The sequence below is a fragment of the Bacteroides sp. AM16-24 genome (assembly GCF_003471885.1).
Classification (GTDB): Bacteria; Bacteroidota; Bacteroidia; order Bacteroidales; family Bacteroidaceae; genus Bacteroides.
Window position 1 is genome coordinate 596458 of sequence record NZ_QRKI01000001.1, and the last position, 23242, is coordinate 619699.

At 43.4% G+C, this 23242-nt stretch carries 22 protein-coding genes; 6 read left to right on the plus strand and 16 right to left on the minus strand.

From position 1 onward, the window contains the following. Positions 1-26: 26 nt before the first annotated feature. Together zwf and pgl are read left to right on the plus strand one after the other, a co-directional pair. Positions 27-1514, plus strand: coding sequence for a glucose-6-phosphate dehydrogenase (zwf, locus tag DW182_RS02245; protein ID WP_117692619.1), 1488 nt, complete (start codon positions 27-29; stop codon positions 1512-1514). Continuing rightward, on the plus strand, positions 1511-2212 hold the full coding sequence (gene pgl, locus DW182_RS02250) for a 6-phosphogluconolactonase (protein ID WP_118294504.1): 702 nt from the start codon (positions 1511-1513) through the stop codon (positions 2210-2212). Before zwf ends, pgl begins: the two co-directional genes overlap by 4 nt. A gap of 36 nt (positions 2213-2248) precedes the next feature. Here pgl and DW182_RS02255 read toward each other — a convergent pair whose 3' ends face one another. Next, on the minus strand, positions 2249-3292 hold the full coding sequence (locus tag DW182_RS02255) for a DUF2776 family protein (protein WP_118294505.1): 1044 nt from the start codon (positions 3290-3292) through the stop codon (positions 2249-2251). Positions 3293-3460: 168 nt separating this feature from the next. Here DW182_RS02255 and DW182_RS02260 point away from each other — a divergent pair, with 168 nt between their 5' ends. Continuing rightward, positions 3461-4513 (plus strand): linear amide C-N hydrolase, encoded by a 1053-nt coding sequence (locus DW182_RS02260; protein WP_118294506.1) that lies wholly within the window; start codon positions 3461-3463, stop codon positions 4511-4513. A 226-nt stretch (positions 4514-4739) separates the two neighbouring features. On the opposite strand, the gene DW182_RS02265 is transcribed toward DW182_RS02260, so the two are convergent. From DW182_RS02265 to DW182_RS02290, 6 genes are all read right to left on the minus strand, one after another. Further along, on the minus strand, positions 4740-5441 hold the full coding sequence (locus tag DW182_RS02265; RefSeq protein ID WP_007663478.1) for a LytTR family DNA-binding domain-containing protein: 702 nt from the start codon (positions 5439-5441) through the stop codon (positions 4740-4742). A 69-nt stretch (positions 5442-5510) separates the two neighbouring features. After that, on the minus strand, positions 5511-6569 hold the full coding sequence (locus tag DW182_RS02270) for a sensor histidine kinase (protein ID WP_118294507.1): 1059 nt from the start codon (positions 6567-6569) through the stop codon (positions 5511-5513). A 109-nt stretch (positions 6570-6678) separates the two neighbouring features. Then, positions 6679-7899, minus strand: coding sequence for an ABC transporter permease (locus DW182_RS02275; protein WP_118294508.1), 1221 nt, complete (start codon positions 7897-7899; stop codon positions 6679-6681). A gap of 12 nt (positions 7900-7911) precedes the next feature. Then, the gene (locus DW182_RS02280) at positions 7912-8658 is read right to left on the minus strand and encodes an ABC transporter ATP-binding protein (RefSeq protein WP_007663465.1); all 747 of its coding nucleotides are present in this window, start codon (positions 8656-8658) and stop codon (positions 7912-7914) included. Between the two features lie 7 nt (positions 8659-8665). Further along, a complete protein-coding gene (locus DW182_RS02285; protein WP_118294509.1) occupies positions 8666-9889 on the minus strand; it encodes an efflux RND transporter periplasmic adaptor subunit in 1224 nt (407 codons plus the stop codon). Positions 9890-9937: 48 nt separating this feature from the next. Further along, positions 9938-11365, minus strand: coding sequence for a TolC family protein (locus DW182_RS02290; RefSeq protein WP_044534137.1), 1428 nt, complete (start codon positions 11363-11365; stop codon positions 9938-9940). A gap of 191 nt (positions 11366-11556) precedes the next feature. Between DW182_RS02290 and DW182_RS02295 the strand changes: the two genes are divergently transcribed. The 3 genes from DW182_RS02295 to DW182_RS02305 are packed head-to-tail and all read left to right on the plus strand — an operon-like array spanning position 11557 to position 14585. Next, positions 11557-11799: a DUF4492 domain-containing protein gene (locus DW182_RS02295; RefSeq protein ID WP_118294510.1), complete on the plus strand. Its 243-nt coding sequence runs from the start codon at positions 11557-11559 to the stop codon at positions 11797-11799. 56 nt (positions 11800-11855) lie between these two features. Further along, positions 11856-13406 carry a cytochrome ubiquinol oxidase subunit I gene (locus DW182_RS02300; RefSeq protein ID WP_118294511.1) on the plus strand — a complete coding sequence of 517 codons (1551 nt, stop codon included), beginning with the start codon at positions 11856-11858 and terminating at the stop codon, positions 13404-13406. Between the two features lie 33 nt (positions 13407-13439). Further along, entirely contained in the window at positions 13440-14585 is a 1146-nt protein-coding gene (locus DW182_RS02305) for a cytochrome d ubiquinol oxidase subunit II (RefSeq protein ID WP_118294512.1), read from the plus strand. A 231-nt stretch (positions 14586-14816) separates the two neighbouring features. Here the strand turns inward: DW182_RS02305 and DW182_RS02310 are convergent, their stop codons facing one another. The 9 genes from DW182_RS02310 to DW182_RS02350 all read right to left on the minus strand — a co-directional run bounded on the left by DW182_RS02310 (position 14817) and on the right by DW182_RS02350 (position 23053). Next, positions 14817-16067: a DUF5103 domain-containing protein gene (locus tag DW182_RS02310; protein WP_118294513.1), complete on the minus strand. Its 1251-nt coding sequence runs from the start codon at positions 16065-16067 to the stop codon at positions 14817-14819. Next, complete coding sequence (gene mtgA / locus DW182_RS02315) at positions 16064-16762, minus strand: monofunctional biosynthetic peptidoglycan transglycosylase (protein WP_115501790.1); 699 nt, start codon at positions 16760-16762, stop codon at positions 16064-16066. Before mtgA ends, DW182_RS02310 begins: the two co-directional genes overlap by 4 nt. A gap of 122 nt (positions 16763-16884) precedes the next feature. Then, entirely contained in the window at positions 16885-17559 is a 675-nt protein-coding gene (locus DW182_RS02320; RefSeq protein ID WP_007663451.1) for an OmpA family protein, read from the minus strand. Between the two features lie 96 nt (positions 17560-17655). After that, positions 17656-18984: an MATE family efflux transporter gene (locus tag DW182_RS02325; protein WP_118294514.1), complete on the minus strand. Its 1329-nt coding sequence runs from the start codon at positions 18982-18984 to the stop codon at positions 17656-17658. A gap of 39 nt (positions 18985-19023) precedes the next feature. After that, a complete protein-coding gene (locus tag DW182_RS02330; RefSeq protein ID WP_118294515.1) occupies positions 19024-20442 on the minus strand; it encodes a S41 family peptidase in 1419 nt (472 codons plus the stop codon). A gap of 102 nt (positions 20443-20544) precedes the next feature. Beyond that, a complete protein-coding gene (locus tag DW182_RS02335; RefSeq protein WP_118294542.1) occupies positions 20545-20952 on the minus strand; it encodes a pyridoxamine 5'-phosphate oxidase family protein in 408 nt (135 codons plus the stop codon). Positions 20953-21030: 78 nt separating this feature from the next. Then, positions 21031-21849, minus strand: coding sequence for an AraC family transcriptional regulator (locus DW182_RS02340; RefSeq protein ID WP_007663441.1), 819 nt, complete (start codon positions 21847-21849; stop codon positions 21031-21033). Positions 21850-21898: 49 nt separating this feature from the next. After that, complete coding sequence (locus DW182_RS02345; protein ID WP_118294516.1) at positions 21899-22405, minus strand: DUF4251 domain-containing protein; 507 nt, start codon at positions 22403-22405, stop codon at positions 21899-21901. Between the two features lie 93 nt (positions 22406-22498). Continuing rightward, positions 22499-23053 carry a DUF3575 domain-containing protein gene (locus DW182_RS02350; protein ID WP_118294517.1) on the minus strand — a complete coding sequence of 185 codons (555 nt, stop codon included), beginning with the start codon at positions 23051-23053 and terminating at the stop codon, positions 22499-22501. Positions 23054-23242: the final 189 nt, after the last annotated feature.

Here is a 23242-nt window from a genome sequence, read left to right on the forward strand (position 1 = left end):
AGCTAATCAAATAAAATCAAAGTTCTATGAGTAAATTTGTAATGATCATATTCGGCGCTTCGGGTGACCTGACGAAGCGCAAACTTATGCCGGCACTCTACTCTCTTTATAAAGATAATCGGTTGCCGGAAGAGTTTAGCATTTTAGGAATTGGGCGCACAGACTACGCGGATGATACTTACCGTGACTATATATTGAATGAACTGGAACATTTTGTCACTCCCGCTGAAGTAGGGATGAAGGAATTCTGTACTCATTTACATTATCTCAGCATAGATCCTGCCAAAGAAGAAGGGTACGAAATGCTGGGCAAGCGTTTACAGGAAATCACAGGTGAGAAAGCTCCGGATAATTTGCTGTTCTATCTTGCTACGCCTCCTTCACTTTATGGAGTTATTCCCCTGCATCTGAAAAAAGCCGGATTGAATCGTAAGCATACCCGTATCATCGTTGAGAAACCTTTCGGCTACGACCTGAAGTCAGCACAAGAACTAAACAAAATATATGCTTCCGTCTTTGAGGAGCACCAGATTTATCGTATCGATCATTTTCTCGGTAAAGAAACAGCTCAAAATATTCTTGCTTTCCGTTTTGCTAACGGCATCTTCGAACCGCTGTGGAACCGTAATTATATCGATTATGTAGAAGTTACTGCAGTAGAGAATCTGGGTATTGAACAGCGTGGCGGTTTCTATGATGGAACAGGAGCTTTGCGGGATATGGTGCAGAACCATCTTATCCAGTTGGTAGCTCTTACCGCTATGGAACCTCCTGCAGTTTTTACGGCTGACAATTTCCGTAATGAAGTGGTGAAGGTCTATGAATCCTTGAAACCTCTGACGGATGAAGATTTGAATGAACATATAGTCCGCGGGCAATATACGGCTTCCGGTTCTAAAAAGGGCTACCGTGAAGAAAAGAACGTTCCTGCCGACTCGCGCACTGAAACTTACATTGCCATGAAAATCGGTATCGATAACTGGCGCTGGAGTGGTGTACCTTTCTACATCCGCACAGGAAAGCAGATGCCTACGAAGGTGACGGAGATTGTAGTACATTTCCGTGAGACACCGCATCAAATGTTTCATTGCCATGGTGGACACTGTCCGCGGGCTAATAAACTTATCCTTCGTTTGCAACCCAATGAGGGTATCGTACTGAAGTTTGGTATGAAAGTGCCCGGGCCGGGATTCGATGTGAAGCAGGTGATGATGGATTTCAGTTATGACCAATTGGGCGGAAAGGCTACAGGTGATGCTTATGCCCGACTGATAGAAGATTGTATTCAGGGTGATCCGACCCTTTTCACTCGTAGTGATGCTGTCGAAGCTTCCTGGCGTTTCTTCGATCCGGTATTGCGCTATTGGAACGAATATCCGGATGCACCTCTCTATGGCTATCCCGTCGGAACCTGGGGACCTCTGGAGAGTGAAGCTATGATGCACGAACATGGTGCTGACTGGACCAATCCGTGTAAAAACCTAACGAACACTGATCAATATTGTGAGTTATGAAAACTTATATCTATAGTACAGCTGTTGAAACGGCACGAGCTCTTATCAAACACATCATAAGCCTGATGGAGGCAGAGCCGCAAAAGATTTTCCACATAGCATTCAGCGGAGGCAGTACGCCTTCGCTCATGTTCGATTTGTGGGCGGATGAGTTCAAGGATGTCACTCCCTGGTTGCGTATGCGCATCTATTGGGTGGATGAACGTTGTGTACCTGCCGAAGATTCGGAGAGTAATTATGGCACTATGCAGCGTTTGCTACTTGAAAAAGTCCATATGCCGGAAGAATATATTTTTCCTATTGACGGAAACAATCGTCCCGACGATGAGGCGAAGCGTTATTCCAGTGTAGTGCGTTGCCATGCCTCTCTTTGGCATGGATTCCCAGCTCTCGACATCGTGTTGCTCGGTGCAGGCGAAGATGGGCATACCTCGTCTATTTTTCCTGGACAGGAGCATTTACTTTCTTCCTTTCATCCTTATGAGGTGAGTGTGAATCCTTACAACGGTCAGAAGCGTATTGCTATGACCGGCTGTCTGTTATTCAATGCCAAGCAACTGATCTTCTTCGTTACAGGCAAAAATAAGGCTAATGTCGTACAAGATATTCTGGATTCGGGTGATACCGGTCCGGCTGCCTACGTAGCCCATCATGCATGGAATGTAGAAATATTTATGGATGAGCTAGCAAAACCTTAGCCCATCCATAAAAGCAATTATTGAGAGAGTGATCTATTAGTTGGATGTTCCGCTTTCGAGGATGCTGACGATGGAGAACAGTGTGAAACAGATGCCACCTAATCCGGCCAATACACGAGCAGGGACAAAGTAAACATCGTCCAGTGTCGCCATTTCAAACATAAAAGCAGATAAGAAAAGGCAGGTCAGTGCAGTGAGTACTGGAATAAGCGGAATGCGATTCGCCAGTTTGAAGACATTCCGCCAGATAACTGCCAGCAGGATCACTTTACTGGAAATGCTGTAACAAACTAAACCCAGACCTATCATTATATATCCGATGGAGGACTTATCAGGATCAATGTCAGTCAGTATCCAAAGTCCCCAGAGGATACTAAGTGTACCCATTGCCAATACAAGGGCAGGCCACCATTTCCGTTCTGAACCGGCATAAGTGTTCCGTATCTGGCGTGATATGGTAGCTACAAGTGCCACTAAGCTGGTGCATATGCAAGCTAATCCTGCCATAACATGTCCGGCTACGAAATAAGCAATATGAGTGCTGCTTTGTCCTAATAGCCAGAAAGTCCATACCCATGTAATTACAGCAAAGATGACTGCAAGAATAATCAGTGCATCTCCCTGTGCAGATGAGAAAGCTTTTGCCGGTACGGTATGATCCGTTCGTTTTGAGTTTTGCGGGATTAGAGTGAAACGGGTGGATGCAGTGGCAGTGGTAGCTACGCAGGCTGTGATAAATGCTACTCCACAGATGACGTGCCCTGCTACGAAATGGGCGGCAGTAATACCGTCATTTATATAAGTCATTCCGCCAATGAAACATACGATTGCAGCCAGATAGCCTAGGATAGGCAATACGTATTTTGCCGCAGTGCTGTATGTGTGGATGAGTTGCCGAATGATGGTAGCTGCAGTAGCAAACAATGCAATACATATCATTCCTAATGAAAATACTACGGGCCCGGCAACAAATCGGTTTACGTCCGTCCCCATGTCGAGCACAAAGGCTCCGTAGCCAAAACAGAAGAGAGCCATCAGCAGTGGGATAGCCCTGAAAAGGATACTAATACCGTAATTCATAACTATTATCGTTTTTAAGTTTCTCCTTCCAACAGCATTTCTTGTACTTTGTTTTTATTTTTAATATTTATTTATTTCCGGAAGACAATCTCCCGACTCCTTTCAGAACTTTGTAGTCTGTGCTTTTGTTAGTATTTATACTTACTAACAACTTAATATCGGATAATTATGTGTAAGACAAATGTATTTCTAATCACAGTACTTGTGATTATATTCTCAGTAATATCTCAAGAACGTCTAAAAGCTTGTACGCGTGTAGTTTATCAAGGAAGCAAAGATATGGTGATAACAGGTCGTACCATGGACTGGAAGGAAGATACCCGTAGTAATATCTGGATCTTTCCACGAGGCATGGAGCGTAATGGAGAAGTAGGAAAGAACCCGATGCGTTGGAAATCCAAATATGGTAGTGTCGTTACTTCGGCTTATGATATATGCAGCACTGACGGCATGAATGAAAAAGGACTCGTTGCTAATTTATTATGGTTGGCAGAATCGTCTTATCCTCAATGGGATGGTGAAAAACCGGCTTTGTCCATAGCTGCCTGGGTGCAATATATGCTTGATAATTTTGCAACGGTGAATGAAGCGGTTTCCGGAATAGAAAAGAATACCTTCGATGTGGTATCGGATATGATGCCTGACGGTACACGTATGGCTACTCTTCATCTCTCCATTTCGGATGCTACGGGTGATAATGCTATCTTTGAATATATAGATGGAAAGCTGAATGTCCATCATAGCAGGTTCTATCAGGTGATGACCAATTCACCCGTTTTCGACCAGCAACTGGCACTCGATGATTATTGGAAGACTATTGGTGGAACGACTTTCTTACCTGGCACTAACCGGGCTGCCGACCGTTTTGTGAGGGCTTCATTCTATATTAATGCAATTCCTAAGACCGAAGATACACGTACGGCACTGGCCAGTGTTTTTAGCGTGATACGCAATACTTCTGTTCCGTTTGGCATTAGTACTCCTGATCAGCCGAACATATCTTCAACGCGTTGGAGAACGGTTTCCGATCAAAAGGATAAAGTTTATTACTTTGAATCTACTTTATATCCCAATGTATTCTGGGTTGACTTCAAGGATGTGGATTTTTCAGAGAAAGCACCCGTCAAGAAGTTGAACCTCCTTGATGGTAAGACGTATGCGGGAAATACTGCTAAAGAGTTTGTTACTGCCCAGCCTTTCCAATTTTTGGGAATAAAGTGAGTGAAATAGTTGAGATATACAAAAAGCACTTCCTGTCGTTCGCTCACGGAGGAAGTGCTTCACACAAAAACTAAACTAGACTTAACTAAACTATTCTATTGGGGGAAGTTTCACAACTTCCTTTATCTGTTCGATGCAAAGGTAAAAAAACATTTTTTAATATGCAATAGGAAATTATGTTTTGTCGACAGATTCGGATATTTTATCGACAAATGAATGTTATATTCTAACTTCTTTTATCCAGGAATGCTTGAAATACCTGTTTATAACTATCGCTGACGGGGATATACGTTTTATCGAACACAATTCGTCCGCGGTCAATAACTCTTATTTTTTCTTTCTGGACAATATAAGATCTGTGAACCCGCATAAAACGGGAAGCTGGCAATAATTCCTCCATTGATTTCATACTCATAAGAGATAATATTGCCCGAGCACTATCCTCTGTATAAATTTTAACATAATCTTTCAAACCCTCCACATAAAGTATCTTTTTAAGCTCTATTTGCACCAGTTTATAGTCGCTTTTAACAAATATGCTTTCAATTTCTTCTTTGGGCTGCTGCAATAATTCAAACCATTGCACTGCTTTGTTTGCTGCCTGCAAAAAATCTACGTAGGAGATTGGCTTTAACAGATAATCCAGAGCATTCACTTTATAACCGTCGATGGCATATTGCTCAAAAGCAGTACTAAATATGATACGGGTATGCGGATCTACCATTTTAGAGAACTCAAGGCCATTAAGTTCTGGCATTTGTATATCGAGGAAAAGCAAGTCAACTCGCTTCTCCGGTAGCTCTTTCATAGCCTGTACGGCACTGGAATACTTTCCGTCCAATGTCAGGAACGGGGTCTTATTGACGTAGCTTTCCAATAGGTCTAAAGCTAACGGTTCATCGTCTACTATGGCACAAGTCAGGTTCATAATGTTGAATATTTAGGGGTGATAGGGTTATAAAGTGATAATGTGATATTACTTTATCACTCTATCACTCTATAACCCTATCACCAATATTGATTTATATTCTTTCCCGTTGTCACTCACTCCCTGTTTCCATTCATACTGGCCGGGATAGGTCAGTTCTAGACGTTTCCGTACCTGCTCCAGCCCTATACCACTACCACTTTTATCAGCTTGGCTTTTGGGGTGGTAGCTGTTGGCTATTTCACAACATACCTGACCGGGACTTTCGCTGAAATGAATGCGGATAAAGCTGGACTCAGTAGGGGAGATACCATGTTTGAAGGCATTCTCTATGAGGGAGATGAAAATGAGTGGAGCTATTTCCGTACGGCTATCGGCACGGACATCGATTTGGGTCTCTACGGTCACGTTGGAGGCAAGACGGATACGCATCAGCTCGATATAGTTGCGGATGAAATCCATTTCTTTGCCCAAGGCAACGAAATTTTGTTGGTTATCGTAGAGTACATGGCGCAAAAGACGACTCAGCTCCTGGACAGCAGCTTGCGCTTTATCGCTGTCGAAAGCGATAAGGGCATAGATATTATTCAGGGTATTGAGCAGGAAGTGCGGATTCAGTTGATTACGCAAGTTTTTCAATTCAGCTTCCGTACGGCTTTTTTCTGCCTCACGACGGGCAGCTTCCACTTTTATCCAGCGACCGCTCATACGGATAGCAGCTGCCAGACCGACAGTGAGAACCATTGAGAATACGTCGCGCAGAATAAATATCCAACTGGGAGGTCCGGGACGCTTGGGAGGAGTGGACTTCACATAGGTATGGAAGATGAAATCCTGCCAGAAGTGTACACCAATAGCGGTGCAAAGTATAAGCAGGAGGTTCAGTATGATATACTGTTTAATTCGTCCTTCAAACAGAAAGCGGGGAATAAAGAAGCAGTAGTTTATATAAAACACGATAAGGAACGATATCGGCACTGTACTGCCATGACGCAGGTAGTCTATCCAGCTAACCGTGAATCCACTGCGGTTCATCAGCAGAAATGGAAAGGCAAAAACAATGCCCCATCCGATGATATGAATGAGGACTTCTACAATCCGGCGTGTTTTGGGTTCTTGCATAATCATATTACAAAAATAATAATTTTAATGAAAAATGAAGAATGAGGAATGAAGAATTTCCATACAAATATGACTGCGCAGCATAATTCTTCATTCTTCATTTTTCATTCTTCATTTACTCGTATCTGATTGCCTCTATCGGATCCAGATCTGCTGCTTTCTTAGCCGGATACCAGCCAAAGAACACACCAGTGACGGTACAGACTGCGAAGGAGAGGAATACACTCCATGCCTGGATGTAGATGGGCCAGTGGGCTACGTTCTTCACAATGAATGAGGCTCCGCAGCCGATGACGACTCCAATGATGCCACCTGTAATACTAATAAGGATGGCCTCAATCAGGAATTGTGAAAGAATATCCACGCCACGTGCGCCTACGGACATACGCAGACCGATTTCACGCGTACGTTCGGTTACGCTGACATACATAATGTTCATGATACCGATACCACCTACTACCAGAGAAATGCCGGCAATACATGCCAAAAGTGTGGTCATCAAGTCAGTGGTAGAATTCAGCATCGTACTGAGTTCCTGCTGGCTACGGATGGTGAAGTCATCGTCATCATTTTCTTTCAGCTTGTGATTACGGCGCAGGATGGTGGTAATTTCGTCCGTGGCATAATCTGTCATGTCTTCGGAGAGGGCAGAGGCAAAGATACCTTGAAGATAGGTAACTGCCAGCATACGTTTCATTACGGTGGTGTAGGGAGCCAGCACGATTTCATCCTGGTCCATACCCATGGAGTTGTATCCTTTCGCTTTGAGCACACCTACTACACGTAGGGGAACCTGATTGAAACGGATAATATGTCCGATAGGGTCCTGTCCGTTAGGGAAGAGGTTGTCTACAATAGTCTTACCTATGATACAGACTTTTGCTGCATTCTGAATGTCAGCTTCGGTGAACATCTCGCCGCTTTCCACACTTAACTGGCGAATTTCGAGGTATTCGGTACCTACACCATTTACGGAGGCAGGATAGTTATTGTTTCCGGCAATAAGCTGTCCGCTGGACGATACGTTTGGACTGACAGCTGCCAGAAAGTTAGTCTCATCCCGTAATGCTTCATAATCGGTCAGTTTCAAAGTCTGCATGGAAGAAGCATCTTGACGGACACCGCCACGCGTATCACTGCCCGGGTGAATCATGATCATGTTCGACCCCATTTCCGATATCTGTGCCTGGATACTTTTCTTCGAACCCTGTCCGATGGCAAGCATGGTGATGACGGAGGCCACACCAATGATGATACCCAGCATGGTGAGGAAGGCGCGAAGCTTGTTGTTGGCAAGGGCGCGGAGGGCTATTTTGAAAAGGTTTGTTCCGTTCATAATTTATATTTCTTAATCTTCATCATTTTTCGGTAATGCTGCCAGTGCCGCTGCTGCCGATAGAATTTTCGTATTCACCGTGTCTTCCGTCACATGCCCGTCACGCAGACGAATGTTCCGGCTACTGTACTGGGCTATTTCGGGATTATGGGTAACGAATATAATGGTGCGTCCTTCGGCATGTAGTTTTTGGAAAAGAACCAATATCTCAAAAGAAGTACGCGTGTCCAGATTACCTGTTGCCTCATCGGCAAGGATTACCGCAGGGTTGTTTACCAAGGCACGGGCAATGGCTACACGTTGCATCTGTCCACCCGACATCTGGTTCGATTTATGTTCCAGACGGTCGCCCAGCCCTACGGCTTGCAGAGCTTCTATGGCCCGGCGTCTGCGTTCGGCTGCTGAGACAGAAGCATTATACATTAAAGGCAATTCTACATTCTCCACGGCAGTTGTCTTTGCCAGCAAATTATAGCTTTGGAATACGAAACCGATTTTCCGATTTCGTAATATGGCGCGCTGAGGCTTGCTCATGGTACGTACGGATATACCGTCCAGCAAGTATTCTCCACTGGTAGGAGTATCGAGGCAACCCAGGGTATTCAACAGTGTCGATTTACCGGAACCGGACGTACCCATGATGGTGACGAACTCTCCTTCGGCAATGGAAAAGGAGATGCCACGCAGGGCATGCACCGTTTCCTCACCCACTTGGAAATCACGCCGGATGTTTTGCAATTCTATGACTGTTTTACTCATAATATGATTACTTATTATTTTTCTTTTTATTGTTTCCCGGAGGGCCAGGCATGAAAGGACTTCTTTCTCCTCCTTCCTGTCCTTCGGCTACAGCTGCCTGTCCGCTGCCTGTGCTGATTACTGCATCAGCTACGACTTGCGTGTTTTCATTGATGCCACCTGTAATTTCCGTCATAATTCCGTTAGAGATACCGATGCTGACCGGATGTGCGGTAAACGTATCTCCTTCACGGGTCCATACCTTATGCTCTCCTTCGCAGTCCTTGATTACGGCATCCTTGCCTACCAATGGAACTGCCGGTGTAAAGCGTAAAGCCTTTGTTGGAACACTCAGTACTCCTTGTTTATCCAGTGTATAGATTGTAATGTTTGCTGTCAATCTCGGTTTCAATTTCAAATCTGGGTTATGGGCGGAGATCACTACTTCATAAGTTACCACAGTGGTAGATGTAGTGGCACTGCTTGAACTGCTGGTTGCTCCAAGACGGATTTGTGTAACTTTACCTTCGAATACATCATTCGGATAAGCATCTACTGTAAAGCTCACACGTTGTCCTTCTTCTACATCGCCTATGTCAGCTTCATCTACATCGGCCACTACTTGCATTTGTGTCAAGTCCGCAGCAATGGTGAAGAGGGTCGGAGTTTCGAAGCCGGAAGCTACTGTCTGTCCTTCTTCTACATCACGGCTGATAACAACGCCATCGATAGGAGAGGTGATGGTGGCGTACGACAAGTTACGTTCTGCCTTGGCAAGAGATGCCTTACTACTGTCATAGGCGCTTTTGGCTTTCTGGTAGTTGTAGAGGCTTTGCTCGTAATCCGTATCGCTGATGAGTTGCTTCTCGTGCAGACCTTTGTTGCGTTCGTAGTTCTTCTGTTGATATTCATATTCGGCTTTGGCACCATCATAGGTTGCTTTTTGTGAAGCAAGCTCACTTTGCAGGGTCACTTTATCCATTTCGGCAATGAGTTGCCCTTTGGTCACTACCGAATTATAATCTGCATACAGCTTATCAATGATACCACTGACCTGTGTACCTACTTCCACTTCAGTCACCGGTTCAATGGTGCCTGTGGCAGTCACAGAGTTGGAAATGTCGCTACGACTTACGGTAGTCGTCTCGTATACCACTTTCCGTTTTTTGGCTTCTCCGCCAAATGCCCAAATAGCTAGGCCGGCTACAATGATGACTCCGACCGCCATACTGATAATTTTCTTCTTGCTCATATCGTTTCTTTTATTTATCACTAATCACTCTATCACCTTATCATTCTATCACAACCTTATCCCTTCTCCCTGGTAGAATCGCAATAACTGTGCATTCAATATAGCCATATATTTGGCTTGCAATGTTTCCTGTTGCGCATTGAGCAGGTTATTCTTCTCTGTCAGCAGTTCTACTGTATTCTTCATGCCCAGGTTGAACTGCTCTTGAATGAGATCGTAACTTGTCTGTGTACTACGTAGTTTCTCGGCAGCTGCTACATATTGTTGTTGTGCACTATTGGCATCTAACCATAAACTTTCAATAGTCTTGTATAAGGTCTTCTGCTGATCCTGCAAGTCCAGTTCGCTGGTCTGTTTTTGCAGGCGGGCTTTCTGTACCGCACTTTTGGTTTGACGGTTGTTGAAGATAGGAATGCTTACGGTCAGACCTAATGAGTTGTTCCAGTTATTCTTCACCTGTTCGGAGAAGGAGAAATCATTGCCGTTGGCGTTCGTTGTACCGATACCGGCACTGAGGCTCAGTGTAGGGATATATCCTGCTTTGGCAATGCTGATATCCAAATCGGAAGCCTGTACATTCAGCTTGCCCGATTCTATCTCAGGACGGAAAGTGAGAGCAGCTCGATACACATCTGTTTTGGTGGGCAGGGGCGTCAGCACATTTTCATCACCTAAGGCAGGCAGATAGAGATTCATTTCACTTTCACCATCCAACTCCAGAAGTTGTTTCAGTTGTAATTTGTAATCTTGCAAGGTGGCTTGTGCCGTCACTAACTGATATTTATCAGTACTGACCTGTGATTCCAACTGTGCGAGGTCGCTCTTGGCGATACTTCCGGCCTCCAGCAACTGTTGTCCGCGATCACGTTCGGCCTGGCTGACGGCAAGAGTATTCTCATTTACTTTAACAGCTTCGGCAGCGTAGAGTATCTGCACATATATTTGTGCAATGCTCTCTTCGATAGAATTTTCACTTTCGGCTACATTGAGTTCGGCAATGCGGTTGTTCAGCTTCTGTTGCTTGATGGTGTTCAGGCGCTTGCTGCCATTGTAGAGGGTCCAACTGGCATCAATACCATAGCTACCGTTGTACGACGTCTTACTGGTGCTACTGGTGATGTTGTCACCATCGATAATCGTATTCGTCTCGCTGTTGGGGCGGTTCACGATACGTTGGCTGACACTTGCCGACAAACTGGGAAACAGGGCTGCTTTCGCAGTTTTCACATCCACTTCGGCGCTTTCCGCACTGATACGGTTACGCTTCAGGGTGATGTTGTGTTGCAGGGCATAGTCAATGCAGGTTTGCAAGTCCCACTGAGAGGGGAGTGCCGCATCGTCTTGCGATGAAGTACTTTGTACTGTGATTTCCTGCGCTGCAGTGGGAGTCGCATCCTGTGCCTGCAGTGTCGTGCTGCCGACACAGGCGCTTGCCACACTGAGTGTTATCACTGTCAATCTTCTTACGTTTCTCATATCTTCGTTATGCTATATTGTTTTACGATTGCGAAGATACAGTGTCGTAAAATGCCCTGCAAAATAGATAGACGGTTCGGAATTTTTCGACGCCGGAATGCTTTTTTGTGTCGATGACTAACTTTTTGCTCTTTTATTTGTTATTTAAAATATAAAAGTTTTATATTTGTAATGATTATAAATTTTCTATTATGAAAAATACAATCCAGAAAATCTGGCAGTTTTACGTCGATGGATTCCGGAGTATGACGCTCGGGAAAACTCTGTGGCTCATTATTCTGGTGAAACTGTTCATCATGTTTTTCATATTGCGTATATTCTTCTTCCCCAATTATCTGAACTCGTCTGCGGTAGGCGAAGATAAGGAGGAGTATGTGGGTAGGGAACTTATTGACCGTGCTCTTGGTGATTCCCCTTCTTCCACTCCGGATTGACCAGCGCTTAATACTGTAAATTACTTATAACTTCATAATTAATAACTTGATTTCTTATGCTTGAACACATTGACACTTCTCTGATTGACTGGTCGAGGGCGCAATTCGCACTGACCGCCATTTATCACTGGATTTTTGTGCCGCTCACATTGGGGCTGGCAGTCATCATGGGTATCATGGAGACCATGTATTATCGTACGGGGGATGAGTTTTGGAAACGCACCGCCAAGTTTTGGATGAAATTGTTCGGTATCAACTTTGCCGTGGGAGTGGCCACGGGATTGATTCTTGAATTTGAGTTCGGAACCAACTGGAGTAACTACAGCTGGTTTGTGGGCGACATTTTTGGAGCACCACTTGCCATCGAAGGTATTTTGGCTTTCTTTATGGAAGCTACTTTTATTGCAGTCATGTTCTTTGGCTGGGATAAGGTGAGCAAGAAATTCCATCTGGCATCTACCTGGCTGACGGGATTGGGGGCCACAATATCTGCTTGGTGGATACTTGTGGCGAATGCATGGATGCAGAATCCGGTGGGGATGGAATTCAATCCTGATACGGTGAGAAATGAGATGGTAGATTTCTGGGCAGTAGCATTATCACCTACAGCAGTAAATAAGTTTTTCCATACCGTGTTGTCCGGTTGGGTGCTGGGTGCTGTATTTGTGGTAGGTGTTGCCTGCTGGTTCCTGCTGAAGAAACGGGATAAGAAATTTGCATTGTCAAGCATAAAGATTGCTGCCTGGGTAGGTTTGGTTTCGGCTGTGCTTTCTGCATGGACCGGTGATGGGTCGGGTTATCAGGTGGCGCAAACGCAGCCGATGAAGCTGGCAGCAATGGAAGGTTATTACGAGGGGCAGCAAGGGGCCGGATTGGTAGCAATCGGTATGCTGAATCCTGAAAAGAAGACATACGATGACGGACAGGCTCCTTTCCTGTTCAGGATGGAGATACCAAAGATGCTCTCTTTGCTTGCTGAAAGAAAAATGGATGCATTTGTACCCGGTATTACAGACTTGTTGGAGGGTGGATATGAATTGAAAGACGGTACCAAAGCACTTTCCGCAGAAGAGAAGATAGAGCGTGGGAAGACAGCAATTGCTGCATTGGCAGCTTATCGTGATGCCAAGTCGGCAGGTAACGAGGAAGATGCGAAGATAGCGGCCAAAACGTTGAAAGAAAATGTGGCTTATTTCGGCTATGGATATATTAAGGATGTGAATGATCTGGTACCTAATGTACCGTTGACATTCTATGCTTTCCGTGTGATGGTGATGCTGGGTGGTTACTTTATATTGTTCTTTATTGTAATACTGTTCCTGGTATATAAGCGTGATTTGTCGAAGATGAAGTGGATGCATAGGGTTGCATTACTGACCATTCCGTTGGGCTATCTGGCGGGACAAGCCGGATGGGTAGTTGCAGAGTGCGGACGTCAGCCGTGGGCTATACAGGATATGTTGCCTGTGAATGCGGCTATTTCTAAGCTGGATGTGGGTTCCGTACAGACGACATTCTTTATCTTCCTGGTGTTGTTTACTATTATGCTGATAGCAGAAATCGGTATTCTGTTGAAGGCAATAAAGAAAGGACCGGAGAATAATTAATAATTAGAAATTAATAATTAAAAATTAAAGTTCATGTCTTACGTTTTTCTACAACAATATTGGTGGTTCGTGGTATCATTGCTGGGGGCCCTTCTTGTATTCCTGCTGTTTGTGCAGGGAGGTAATTCGCTTATCTTCTGTCTGGGTAAGACGGAAGAACATCGGAAGATGATGGTTAACTCTACAGGGCGGAAATGGGAGTTCACATTTACGACGTTAGTTACGTTTGGCGGTGCATTTTTTGCATCGTTCCCATTGTTCTACAGTACGAGTTTTGGTGGTGCATACTGGTTGTGGATGATTATCCTGTTTAGCTTTGTGTTGCAGGCTGTCAGTTATGAATTCCAGAGCAAGGCGGGTAATCTGCTGGGAAGAAATACATATCGTACTTTCCTGGTGATTAACGGTGTAGTAGGTCCGGTGCTGCTGGGTGGTGCGGTGGCTACGTTCTTTACAGGTTCGGAGTTTTATATCAATAAAGCCAGTATGACGAATACGGTGATGCCTGTTATTAGCCATTGGGCAAATGGCTGGCACGGACTGGATGCATTGGCTAACCCATGGAATGTAGTGTTGGGATTGGCTGTATTCTTCCTTGCACGTATTTTGGGTGCATTGTACTTTATTAATAATATTGATGATAAAGATTTGGTGGCACGTAGCCGTCGTTCCCTGATTGGAAATTCGGTGTTGTTTCTTGTATTCTTTTTGTCATTCGTTATCCGTACACTGTTGGCGGATGGATATGCTGTGAATCCGGAGACGGGAGAAATCTTCATGGAACCTTATAAGTATCTGACGAACTTTATTGAAATGCCGGTGGTGTTGGTGCTTTTTCTTATTGGGGTGGCACTGGTGCTTTTTGGCATTGGGAAGAGTTTGTTGAAGCCTAAATTCGATAAGGGTATTTGGTTTACAGGTATTGGTACGGTGCTTGCTGTGTTGGCATTACTGCTTGTTGCGGGCTACAATCATACGGCTTATTATCCTTCTACAAATGATCTGCAAAGTTCATTGACTTTGGCAAACAGTTGTTCCAGTGAGTTTACATTGAGGGTGATGTTCTATGTTTCTTTCTTGGTTCCATTTGTGCTTGCGTATATCTTCTATGCTTGGAGAAGCATTGATATACATAAGATTAATGAGAAAGAGATGAAGGACGGAGGGCATTCGTACTAAGAGCTTATTGATTCATTTGTTCTATATAAGGGATTGTTTTGTTCAGGACTAATGAATATAACGTTTGCTCTTAGGAATAATGGGATGTTGACCTTGGTTAACAGGCCTGTCAACGTTGGTTGACGGTCCTGTTAACCTACGTTGACAGGCCTGTTGACTACGGTCAACACCCAATAAGACTTACGGTAAAGATGCAAAAAGAGCCGGGCAAATACCTGTTTAGTTGGTTTCTTATTTATAACTAACCTGTTGCATACCAATCAGTCGGTCATACCTCTCTCCAAAAGGCCGGTGATAAACAAGTATCAGATATTCATTCTCCGTTTCATAGAAATTCCCCTCTGCCTGTGCGGTGCTTCCTACTGTACTTCCGGGGGCTACATACAGATACTGGTAATTATATGCTCCCTGCTTCAGCAATCGGGCACACTCATAAGCGTGAGTCTCCGGATTATATTTCAGCAGATTCTCTTCATTAAAATCATCATACGTGAAAGCTCCTTGCAGATAAAACTTTCCCTCTGTAAGCGGATTCTCCCATAACAGAGAGAAATGTACAAAGAAGTAATCTGCTTCCGTATTGTTATCCACCGCTTCATCATACCGTATTACAAAACGTCCATTTTGATCCTGGTCATAACTATAATTGAGTAGACGAGGCAGGTCCGGTTGCAGCGTGACGTGATAGTAAGGGGCATGATAGCGGATACTTTCCACACCTTGTGAGGCATATCGTGTACTCACCATTTCGAAACGGCGATATTCGTTTCCTGCTGGAAATATCAGCGCACGGTTATGTTCGTAGCGTAACTGGTCAGGACCAACGTAAGAAGGTTGAAGATTGGTAACTTCGTTGTCTGTACGATTATCTTGTAAAACGTGCACTTTGATTTCATTCTGAGGGTTACGAATGGGATATCCCTTATGCTGGATACTGAAGCTGACTTGCTGATGGGTCTTGTTACGATCTATCTCTGTATCACTGCTGACTTGTGCTGATATGTTTACCTCTTTCTCCAATATCCGGAAGCAAGTGCTGAAAGCGGGTTTATTCTTGCCCTCTGCATCATCATAAACCACCAGACGATAGTTACCGGAAAGTTTGGGACGTACCTGGTCATTAGGAAGCGTCAGGCGATAGTGTGTATAGGGTAGAGTAGTGTTGACAGAAATATCGTGATCCTCTATCGGATTATCATTGAAACCATCCAGGTATTCTGTTTCGGAAAGATCGGACGGGGTCCAGTCTGCATTGCAATGTGTGAGGACATACTGATAACGATGGTAATCGTGCGTGAGGTGGTCGAATGAGATTTCTACAGTTTCACCTTCACCTAACCGGATGGCGGCAGGAGCCATATAGTCGTTGTTGGCGATGACCTGCACCGTATGTATATGCGGGTTATAAACTTCTGTACGTTGGGCATGTGCTCCACAACAGATAAGTATGCAAATTAAGAACAATGGCAAGGCTTTCTTCATTTCTTTTCTGCTTTTTTTACCGGAGGGAATTTGGGAACTAACTTCATCAACCTTAATATCTGTGACTGCCTGCGCAGGATGTAAGCTGACGGGTGTGCAGAATTAAAGCGTATGGGGTTAGGAAGGGTTGCTGCAATCAATGCACATTGGCCTGCTGTTAGTTTGGCAGCAGTGGTGTGGAACTTGTATTTGGCGGTAGCTTCTGCTCCATAAATACCTTTTCCCATTTCGATAGAGTTAAGATATACTTCCATGATCCGTTCTTTCGACCAACAGAGTTCAATAAGCCAGGTGAAGTAAACTTCAAGTCCTTTTCGCATCCATGAAGATTGGGGCCAAAGAAATACATTTTTTGCTGTCTGCTGGCTGATGGTGCTGGCTCCTCGCTTCCGCTTTCGTGTTTCATTCTCTTTCATAGCTTTTTTTATTTCTATGAAATCGAAACCATTGTGAGTAGCAAAGCGATTGTCTTCCGAAGCGATTACCGCCATCGGCAGGTGAGGAGAGATTTTATCAAAAGAAACCCAACTGTGATGCCAGACCGGTTTTTCGCCTTTAAAAATCTGTTGAGTACTCCGGATAACCATGAGGGGAGTGAAGTAAACGGGAATAAAACGATAGATCACCACTGTGAGAATAGTGGAGATAAAGAAAAAGAGTATCAGATTGCGTAGAATTCGCAAAACCTTCTTCATACTTATTGTCGTGGTTTTTGTTAGTTAGTAACGACAAGCTACGAGCTACGAGTTACAAGCTACAAGTACCTTTCGGACTGATAGCGTAGCAACTTGTAGCTCGTAGCTTTGTAGCTTGTAGCTTATTTTCCTGCTTCTGCGTTCTTAATCATCTGTTCGCTGGCATACATATAGATATCCACACGACGGTTTTGACTGGCTGTCATGCTGTCATCATACTGATTGTAGCCTACGCCTTCCACTTGCTTGAATTGTGCAGGAGAAACGCCGCAATCCTGCAGATAATTCTCTACAGTATATGCACGGTCCTTTGAAACTTTCATATTGGCTTCATACGTACCTACTTTATCTGTATGACCTACGATAGCAATGTCCGTTGTAGGATCTTCTTTCAGGATCTGGGCCAGTTCGCGCAAAGAAGCTTTAGAAGTATTGCTCAATGCTGATGAGTTAAAGCCAAACAGGATGCCTGATTCGAAAGTTACTTTTACAGCAGCAAGTCCGTTGGTATCGGTTACTTTCTCTACCTGTGCACCTTCAATTTTGGCAGCTTCGGCAGCTTTCTTATCCATCTTATGGCCAATGGCAACACCGGCACCTGTACCTACTGCCGCACCTACAGCCGCACCAATAGCTGCGCCCTTACCTTTACCGATAAGTCCGCCAATAATAGCACCGGCTGCTGCGCCTGATCCACCACCAATCACACCGCCTTTTGCGGTATTGTTCATTGTACTGCAACTTCCTAATAATATAGCACCGCTCAATAACAGTACACTAATTTTCATCTTTTTCATAATTTGTTCTTTTAAAAATGTTACTATGTTTGTAATGCAAAGTTAGATATATAACAAATATGTTGATGTTATGTTTAGGTATTTTGTTCTCCTTTTTTAGAGAATTTTTCTTTTTATAAGTATAAACCAGAGTGTGAGGATAAGTCCCTTAGCAATGGTGGTTGCACTTACGGCCCACCATATGGCGTCTACCCCCATTCCCATATGTACCAGAAGCAGGGCTACGGGAATACGCATATAGTTACATGATATACTGATGATGGCTGGCGGAATTGTTCTTCCTAATCCGTAGAATACGCCTTGCATGGTGATTTCCAGCATCATGAAGAGCTGTGAATAACCGTCTATACGCAGGAAATCACCACCTACGCGGAAAGCCTCCGGTTCGGGTACGAAAATGGAAAACACTTCACTTCCAAAGAAAATGAAAAGCAATGAGCATAGGGTACCGAATATGGAGGTCATCCACAGTGTAGTATACCAAGCCCTTTTTACTCTCGATTTTTCTCCGGCAGCATAATTCTGTGCAATGAAGGTACTTAATGCAGTAGAGAATCCTTGCGAAGTATTCCAAGTGATAGCTTCTATTTGTCCTCCGGTAGTGAAAGCCATAAGTCCGATATGTCCTCCTTGTTCCGAAGCCGTACGCGAAAGGAACATATTGACAAAGGCAAACAAGGTATTCAGCGTAGCTACCGGAAGCCCGAGCTTGAATATGCGGCGGGTGTATTTCTTTTTAAGACGGGTAAGAAAAGGGAAGCCTCCCAACAGATTGTCTTTGTACCGTAGCTGATAAATGAAAATACCGAATACAGTAGCTTCGGATAACCATGTGGCAAGGGCTGCACCTACTGTTCCCCAGCCAAAACCGAAGATAAATAGCGGGTCGAGTATGATATTCATTATCAACCCGGTACCACTGATGTAAAAAGGTGTCTTGCTTCGTCCTGCTGCATTGTATATTCCTGTGAAGGCGGCCGATAAAAATACGAAAGGTAATCCTGTTGAGACAATGCGCAGGTAAGTTACGGCATTTTCTGTGATATGCTCTTTCAGTTCGAATATATGCAGGACAGGATTGGCAAACAAAAATAAAAGAGCAGCCCAGCATACAGAAATGAGCAGGGCAATACTGATATTATGTGAAGCGAACTGCCGTGCATCTTGTTCGCTACGAGCCCCGATAGATTGCCCTACGCTGACTTCAGAACCTACTTTATTCAGCAAGGCTATGGAACCAGACATCCAGGTGAGTATACCTACCGCACCGACAGCAGCAACTGCTTCACTGCCTAAACGACCTACCCATGCCATGTCCGTCAGGCTGTATGCCATCTGGATAAAGGAAGTGGCCATAATAGGTATCGCCAGATTAAATAACTGGCGATTGATAGACCCTTTAGTCAGATTCTTTGTTCCTTGCATGATTTACAGTCTGTAAATTTCGGACTGCAAATTTACGGATTATTTGTTAATAATCACACTGCCGGTTGCTTTTCTGTCTATTGAGTTACCAGGAACCTTTTTATAAGTAGCTGTGCCTGGTACTTCTATACTACGGGTAAGGGTGGCTTTCCCGTCAATCAGGTCTATGGCAGCTTTAAATAAGTGTTCATTCGGATCTCCTAAAGGAAACATTTCAATGGGAGATACTGTTTGAGCATCAACGTATGTGAATGCTTCGTCAAGTTGTACATCCGGCGCTATTCCATCAGCATAATCAGTAAAGTCTACTGAATTGTATATTTGACAAACAATAGGGTGTATTTCCCACTTCTTGTCGTTGCTTGTATATTCCAGTGAACCGACGTTTTTACCTACAGTCGTTTCTCCAATTACCACAACATTCATAAAAGGTTTCAATGAGTTGATCACCATTTCCGAAGCGGATGCACTGGAGCTACTTACTAATACATACAGTGTCTTCAGGTTCAGGTTTTTCCCGTTTGATCCGAGCAAACTCTGGTTGGTGTTAAATTGTACCTTTTTATTTTTTTGTTTATCATTGTATTGTAGGTAACCTAATTTACTGCCAACTTGATTTTCCGGTTGGAGAATAGTACATAATAAGATACCGGAAGATAATGCTCCACCATTGTTGTATCGTAAATCCAAGACAAATTCATCCACTCCGTTGAAGTCAGAGCCTGAAAGAGATTTTAAATGGTCGTCGTAAGACGTGTCATCATCGCTTTTCCCTGCAGTGAAATGGTTGTAAAGCAGATAACCTACTTTTTTATTTTTAACAGGACTTTCGATGACGTTCCATGTATACACCGGATCATCTTCAACTTTCCGGGCTGATGCTAAATTTATTTTTTCATTCTGAATCACAAACTTCTTTGTTGCCGGGTCCCATTTGGCTATTGTTAATGAACAGGCCTCACCTCCGGATAATGATGCAAAATTAGCATCTGTAACTGGAGCATCATTGATTTCTGTAATCCAGTCGCCTCGTTGCAATCCGGCATCATCGGCCGGAGAACCTTTCACTACATATAGTACGAGCGCAAGTATATCCTGATGTGTTTTATCAGCATAAATACCCGTAAATTCAAAACCGTATGAATACTCTTCATTTATCGTGCTACGTGTATTTTCTCCTGTGAGTTCTTTGATGTAGGAGAAATATTGATGTTTGCTTCCACGAACTTTCCCGTCTTTATCAGACAATAATGAATAAAAGAAAGTTTCCGGATCATTCGCATAATTCAGCTTGCCGGCTGCCGGTATTTCATTGTACCAATAATAATGTTCGCGCATGGTATCTTCTATCCATGCCTGCGTCTCAGGACGATCACTGTTACCACTTGGATCGTCATCATCCTTGCAGGCACTTAAAGAGAGACAGATAAACAGGAATAATAAAGTTTTGATCTTCATATATGAGTTTGTTTTATAGTAAACGCAAATATATGAATTTATATTCTTTATTAGGTTAACTTTCGGTGGATTATCTTTTTATTGAACGTAACTTAATACTCATTAAACTTTTCTGTGGACGAACTTTCCCTCTATCCAGTAAGTAGCATGGTTAGCCTCAAACTTTAGTATAACATAGTTGGGGTCAGTCGGGCCACCGGGAAAATGGTTGATGAACCAGTCTTGCCAAAGTTCTTGTTTGGCATCTGCATCTGTGATAACTTCTACATCACCGGTCATGCAAACGCTGTCTCCCTGGGCATAGAAACATAAACCACCTTTCGGATTCTTTCGAAAATCAACTGTTTTCCATGAGTCGTTTCCGGTTGACATCCAAACGGTTGAAATACCTTCGGCTTTAACCATACTCATTGGTACAGGGCGGGGATATCCCTCTTGGTTAATAGAGGTAAGAACTACTACTTCGCTCTTTTGAAGCATTTCTGCGGCTTTCTTTTCAAGTGTTTCCATCTTTTTAATCTGTTTTGTTAATTGAATGGTGCAAATATAAGTAGCCGGAGATATTCCTTCATTGTATAAAAACGACATTTACGCTTCTACGTAAGTCAGCGTGACTTCTTCTTCCGGCGAAGGAAGGGCCAGAAAAGAGTAGGGGGTATTACCTGACATTCTTTTTATTTCTCTTGAAAGATGGGGGACATCATAGTATCCTGCATGAACAGCAGTAGATAACAGGTTATCGCAGGTAGCACTCCTCAATAAATCTACCGCATTCTTGAATTGCATAATTCTGCTGTATATTTTGGGAGTGTATCCTGTATTCATTTTGAATTTACGTTCGAATTGTCGTTGGCAGAGACAAATATCTTCCACTAATGATTGTACCGGGAGTTTTCCCTGATGACGGTTTATTTGTTCTATGGCAAACGCAATCTGTGGGTCCGTCTGTAGATCATATTTGTATAAAGACTTGATGAATAATTCTTCTATTATCTTTATTCTGTCTCCAAAGTTATCCTCTTCACATAGTCTTTCTGCAAATGAGGCATCGAAGAAGTTAGTTACTTCATCAGCACAGATTCTTTGATTGGTAAGTTCATGCAGGGGTAATTGTATGAAACGTGATAATCCGGAAGGTAGAAAACGGACTCCCAGCATATGAATGGTTTCCGCATAAGCTACCAGTTCCGAGTAACTATTCATCGGTCCAATGAAGTAGGAACGGTAAGGTTTCATGGTTAGCCTGCCATCTACCGTCTGTGTAGCCTCTCCAAGGGTGAAGATAAAATCCGTGCATCCGTCGGGAAGTATGTTGATGCGCATTCCATATTCAGGATTGCCTTTAAATTCCCAATATTTGTCAATATAGGGGGAGAGCAGACTGCATGGTGGGTATTCTTTGTACATAAATTTAGGATGTCATTGCACAAAGGTAATCATTGGCAGGTTATATACCTTATTTTTCCATTTCTTTTTCCGTCATATCTACTTCTCCCTGAAAGTTGATGGACTGGCGGTTTTGCATGTTTACGAATATGGTAGAGGAGCCGTTGCTAAAAATATCGATATCAAAATCGAATTTATCTTCCGTGCTCCGTGCGGTGAATTTGATTTTTGCTGTTCCTTTCTTATCCCAATCCTGTTTATAGTCGGTAAGTGGAGCTTTGAAGTTAAGCCCTTCTCCGCCACCATAAGGAATTGAATAGGCCCTTCCGTAATAAGGTAGATGGGATATGATGGAATCGTTCCTGATTTCTACAGAATATGGAGAAGTCAGCATCACGGACCGTCCCCTTGCAGGAAGTGCCCGGTTCACATCTATTCTATATTTCCCGGATGTGATGAGTTTTTCAACCGCTTGTTTCTTTAGCTCTTTCTTTTCTTTCTTAGTTTGTGCAGAAAGAGTCGGTATACTGATTGCCATAATCAGCAATAAGGAAAAAATAATTCGGATTGCTTTCATACATACTTATATTTTATGGATTATATATATGAGTAACAATCAAATGTACTGATAAAGATAATCAGGTACGTGCTCATTTAATGATATTTAGAATTATTTTACCAGTCGGTAAACAAAAGATGCACCTAATTTGTAGGGTAACCATTCGGCGCTGGCGTTTTTGCCCACATACATTTCTCCGGTAGATTTTATATAACCTTTATATCGGGAATGCTGCCATCCATAGCTTGCGAAGAGGTCTACTGCCCAACGGTCGTTAATTTTAATTTGATAGCCTAAAGTTGCTCCGAAAGACATGCCATTGCCTTTTTGATATTTATCATGATTGATATAATTCCATTTTGTGAATTTAAACAGTCTGTGATAACTGCCATATCCTCCTACATAGAGTCCGTTGAATGCTCCTTTAGGGTAATATCTGCCTTCTACAATTAATTGGCCGAATCTCATAGGGTTGCCCTCGATGCTTTTCCAGGGTGAGTATACGGCATCTCCATTGAATGTCCACTTATCTGCAAGTTTGGTTTCTGCCGACATGTTCACTACACCCATGGCCCAATATAAAGCGTTCCATTTGAGTTTGGTTTGAGCCTGAACGGCAGATAAAGATAGAGTTAAAAGGATCAGCAATAGTAATTTTCTCTTCATGACGAAACAGTTTAGATATAGTTATTTAGTTAAAGTCTTCTTTGTGTTTTAATTTGTAAGGGGCTAACAACCAGATGATTTAGCCTGCTTTGAATAAAAAAAGGAACTTTCAAAGTTCCTTTTTATGTGATCCGCTTGGTATCCGAATTGAGCCTTTTTTTATTGGCGGAATATCAAGCGTTATCTTTT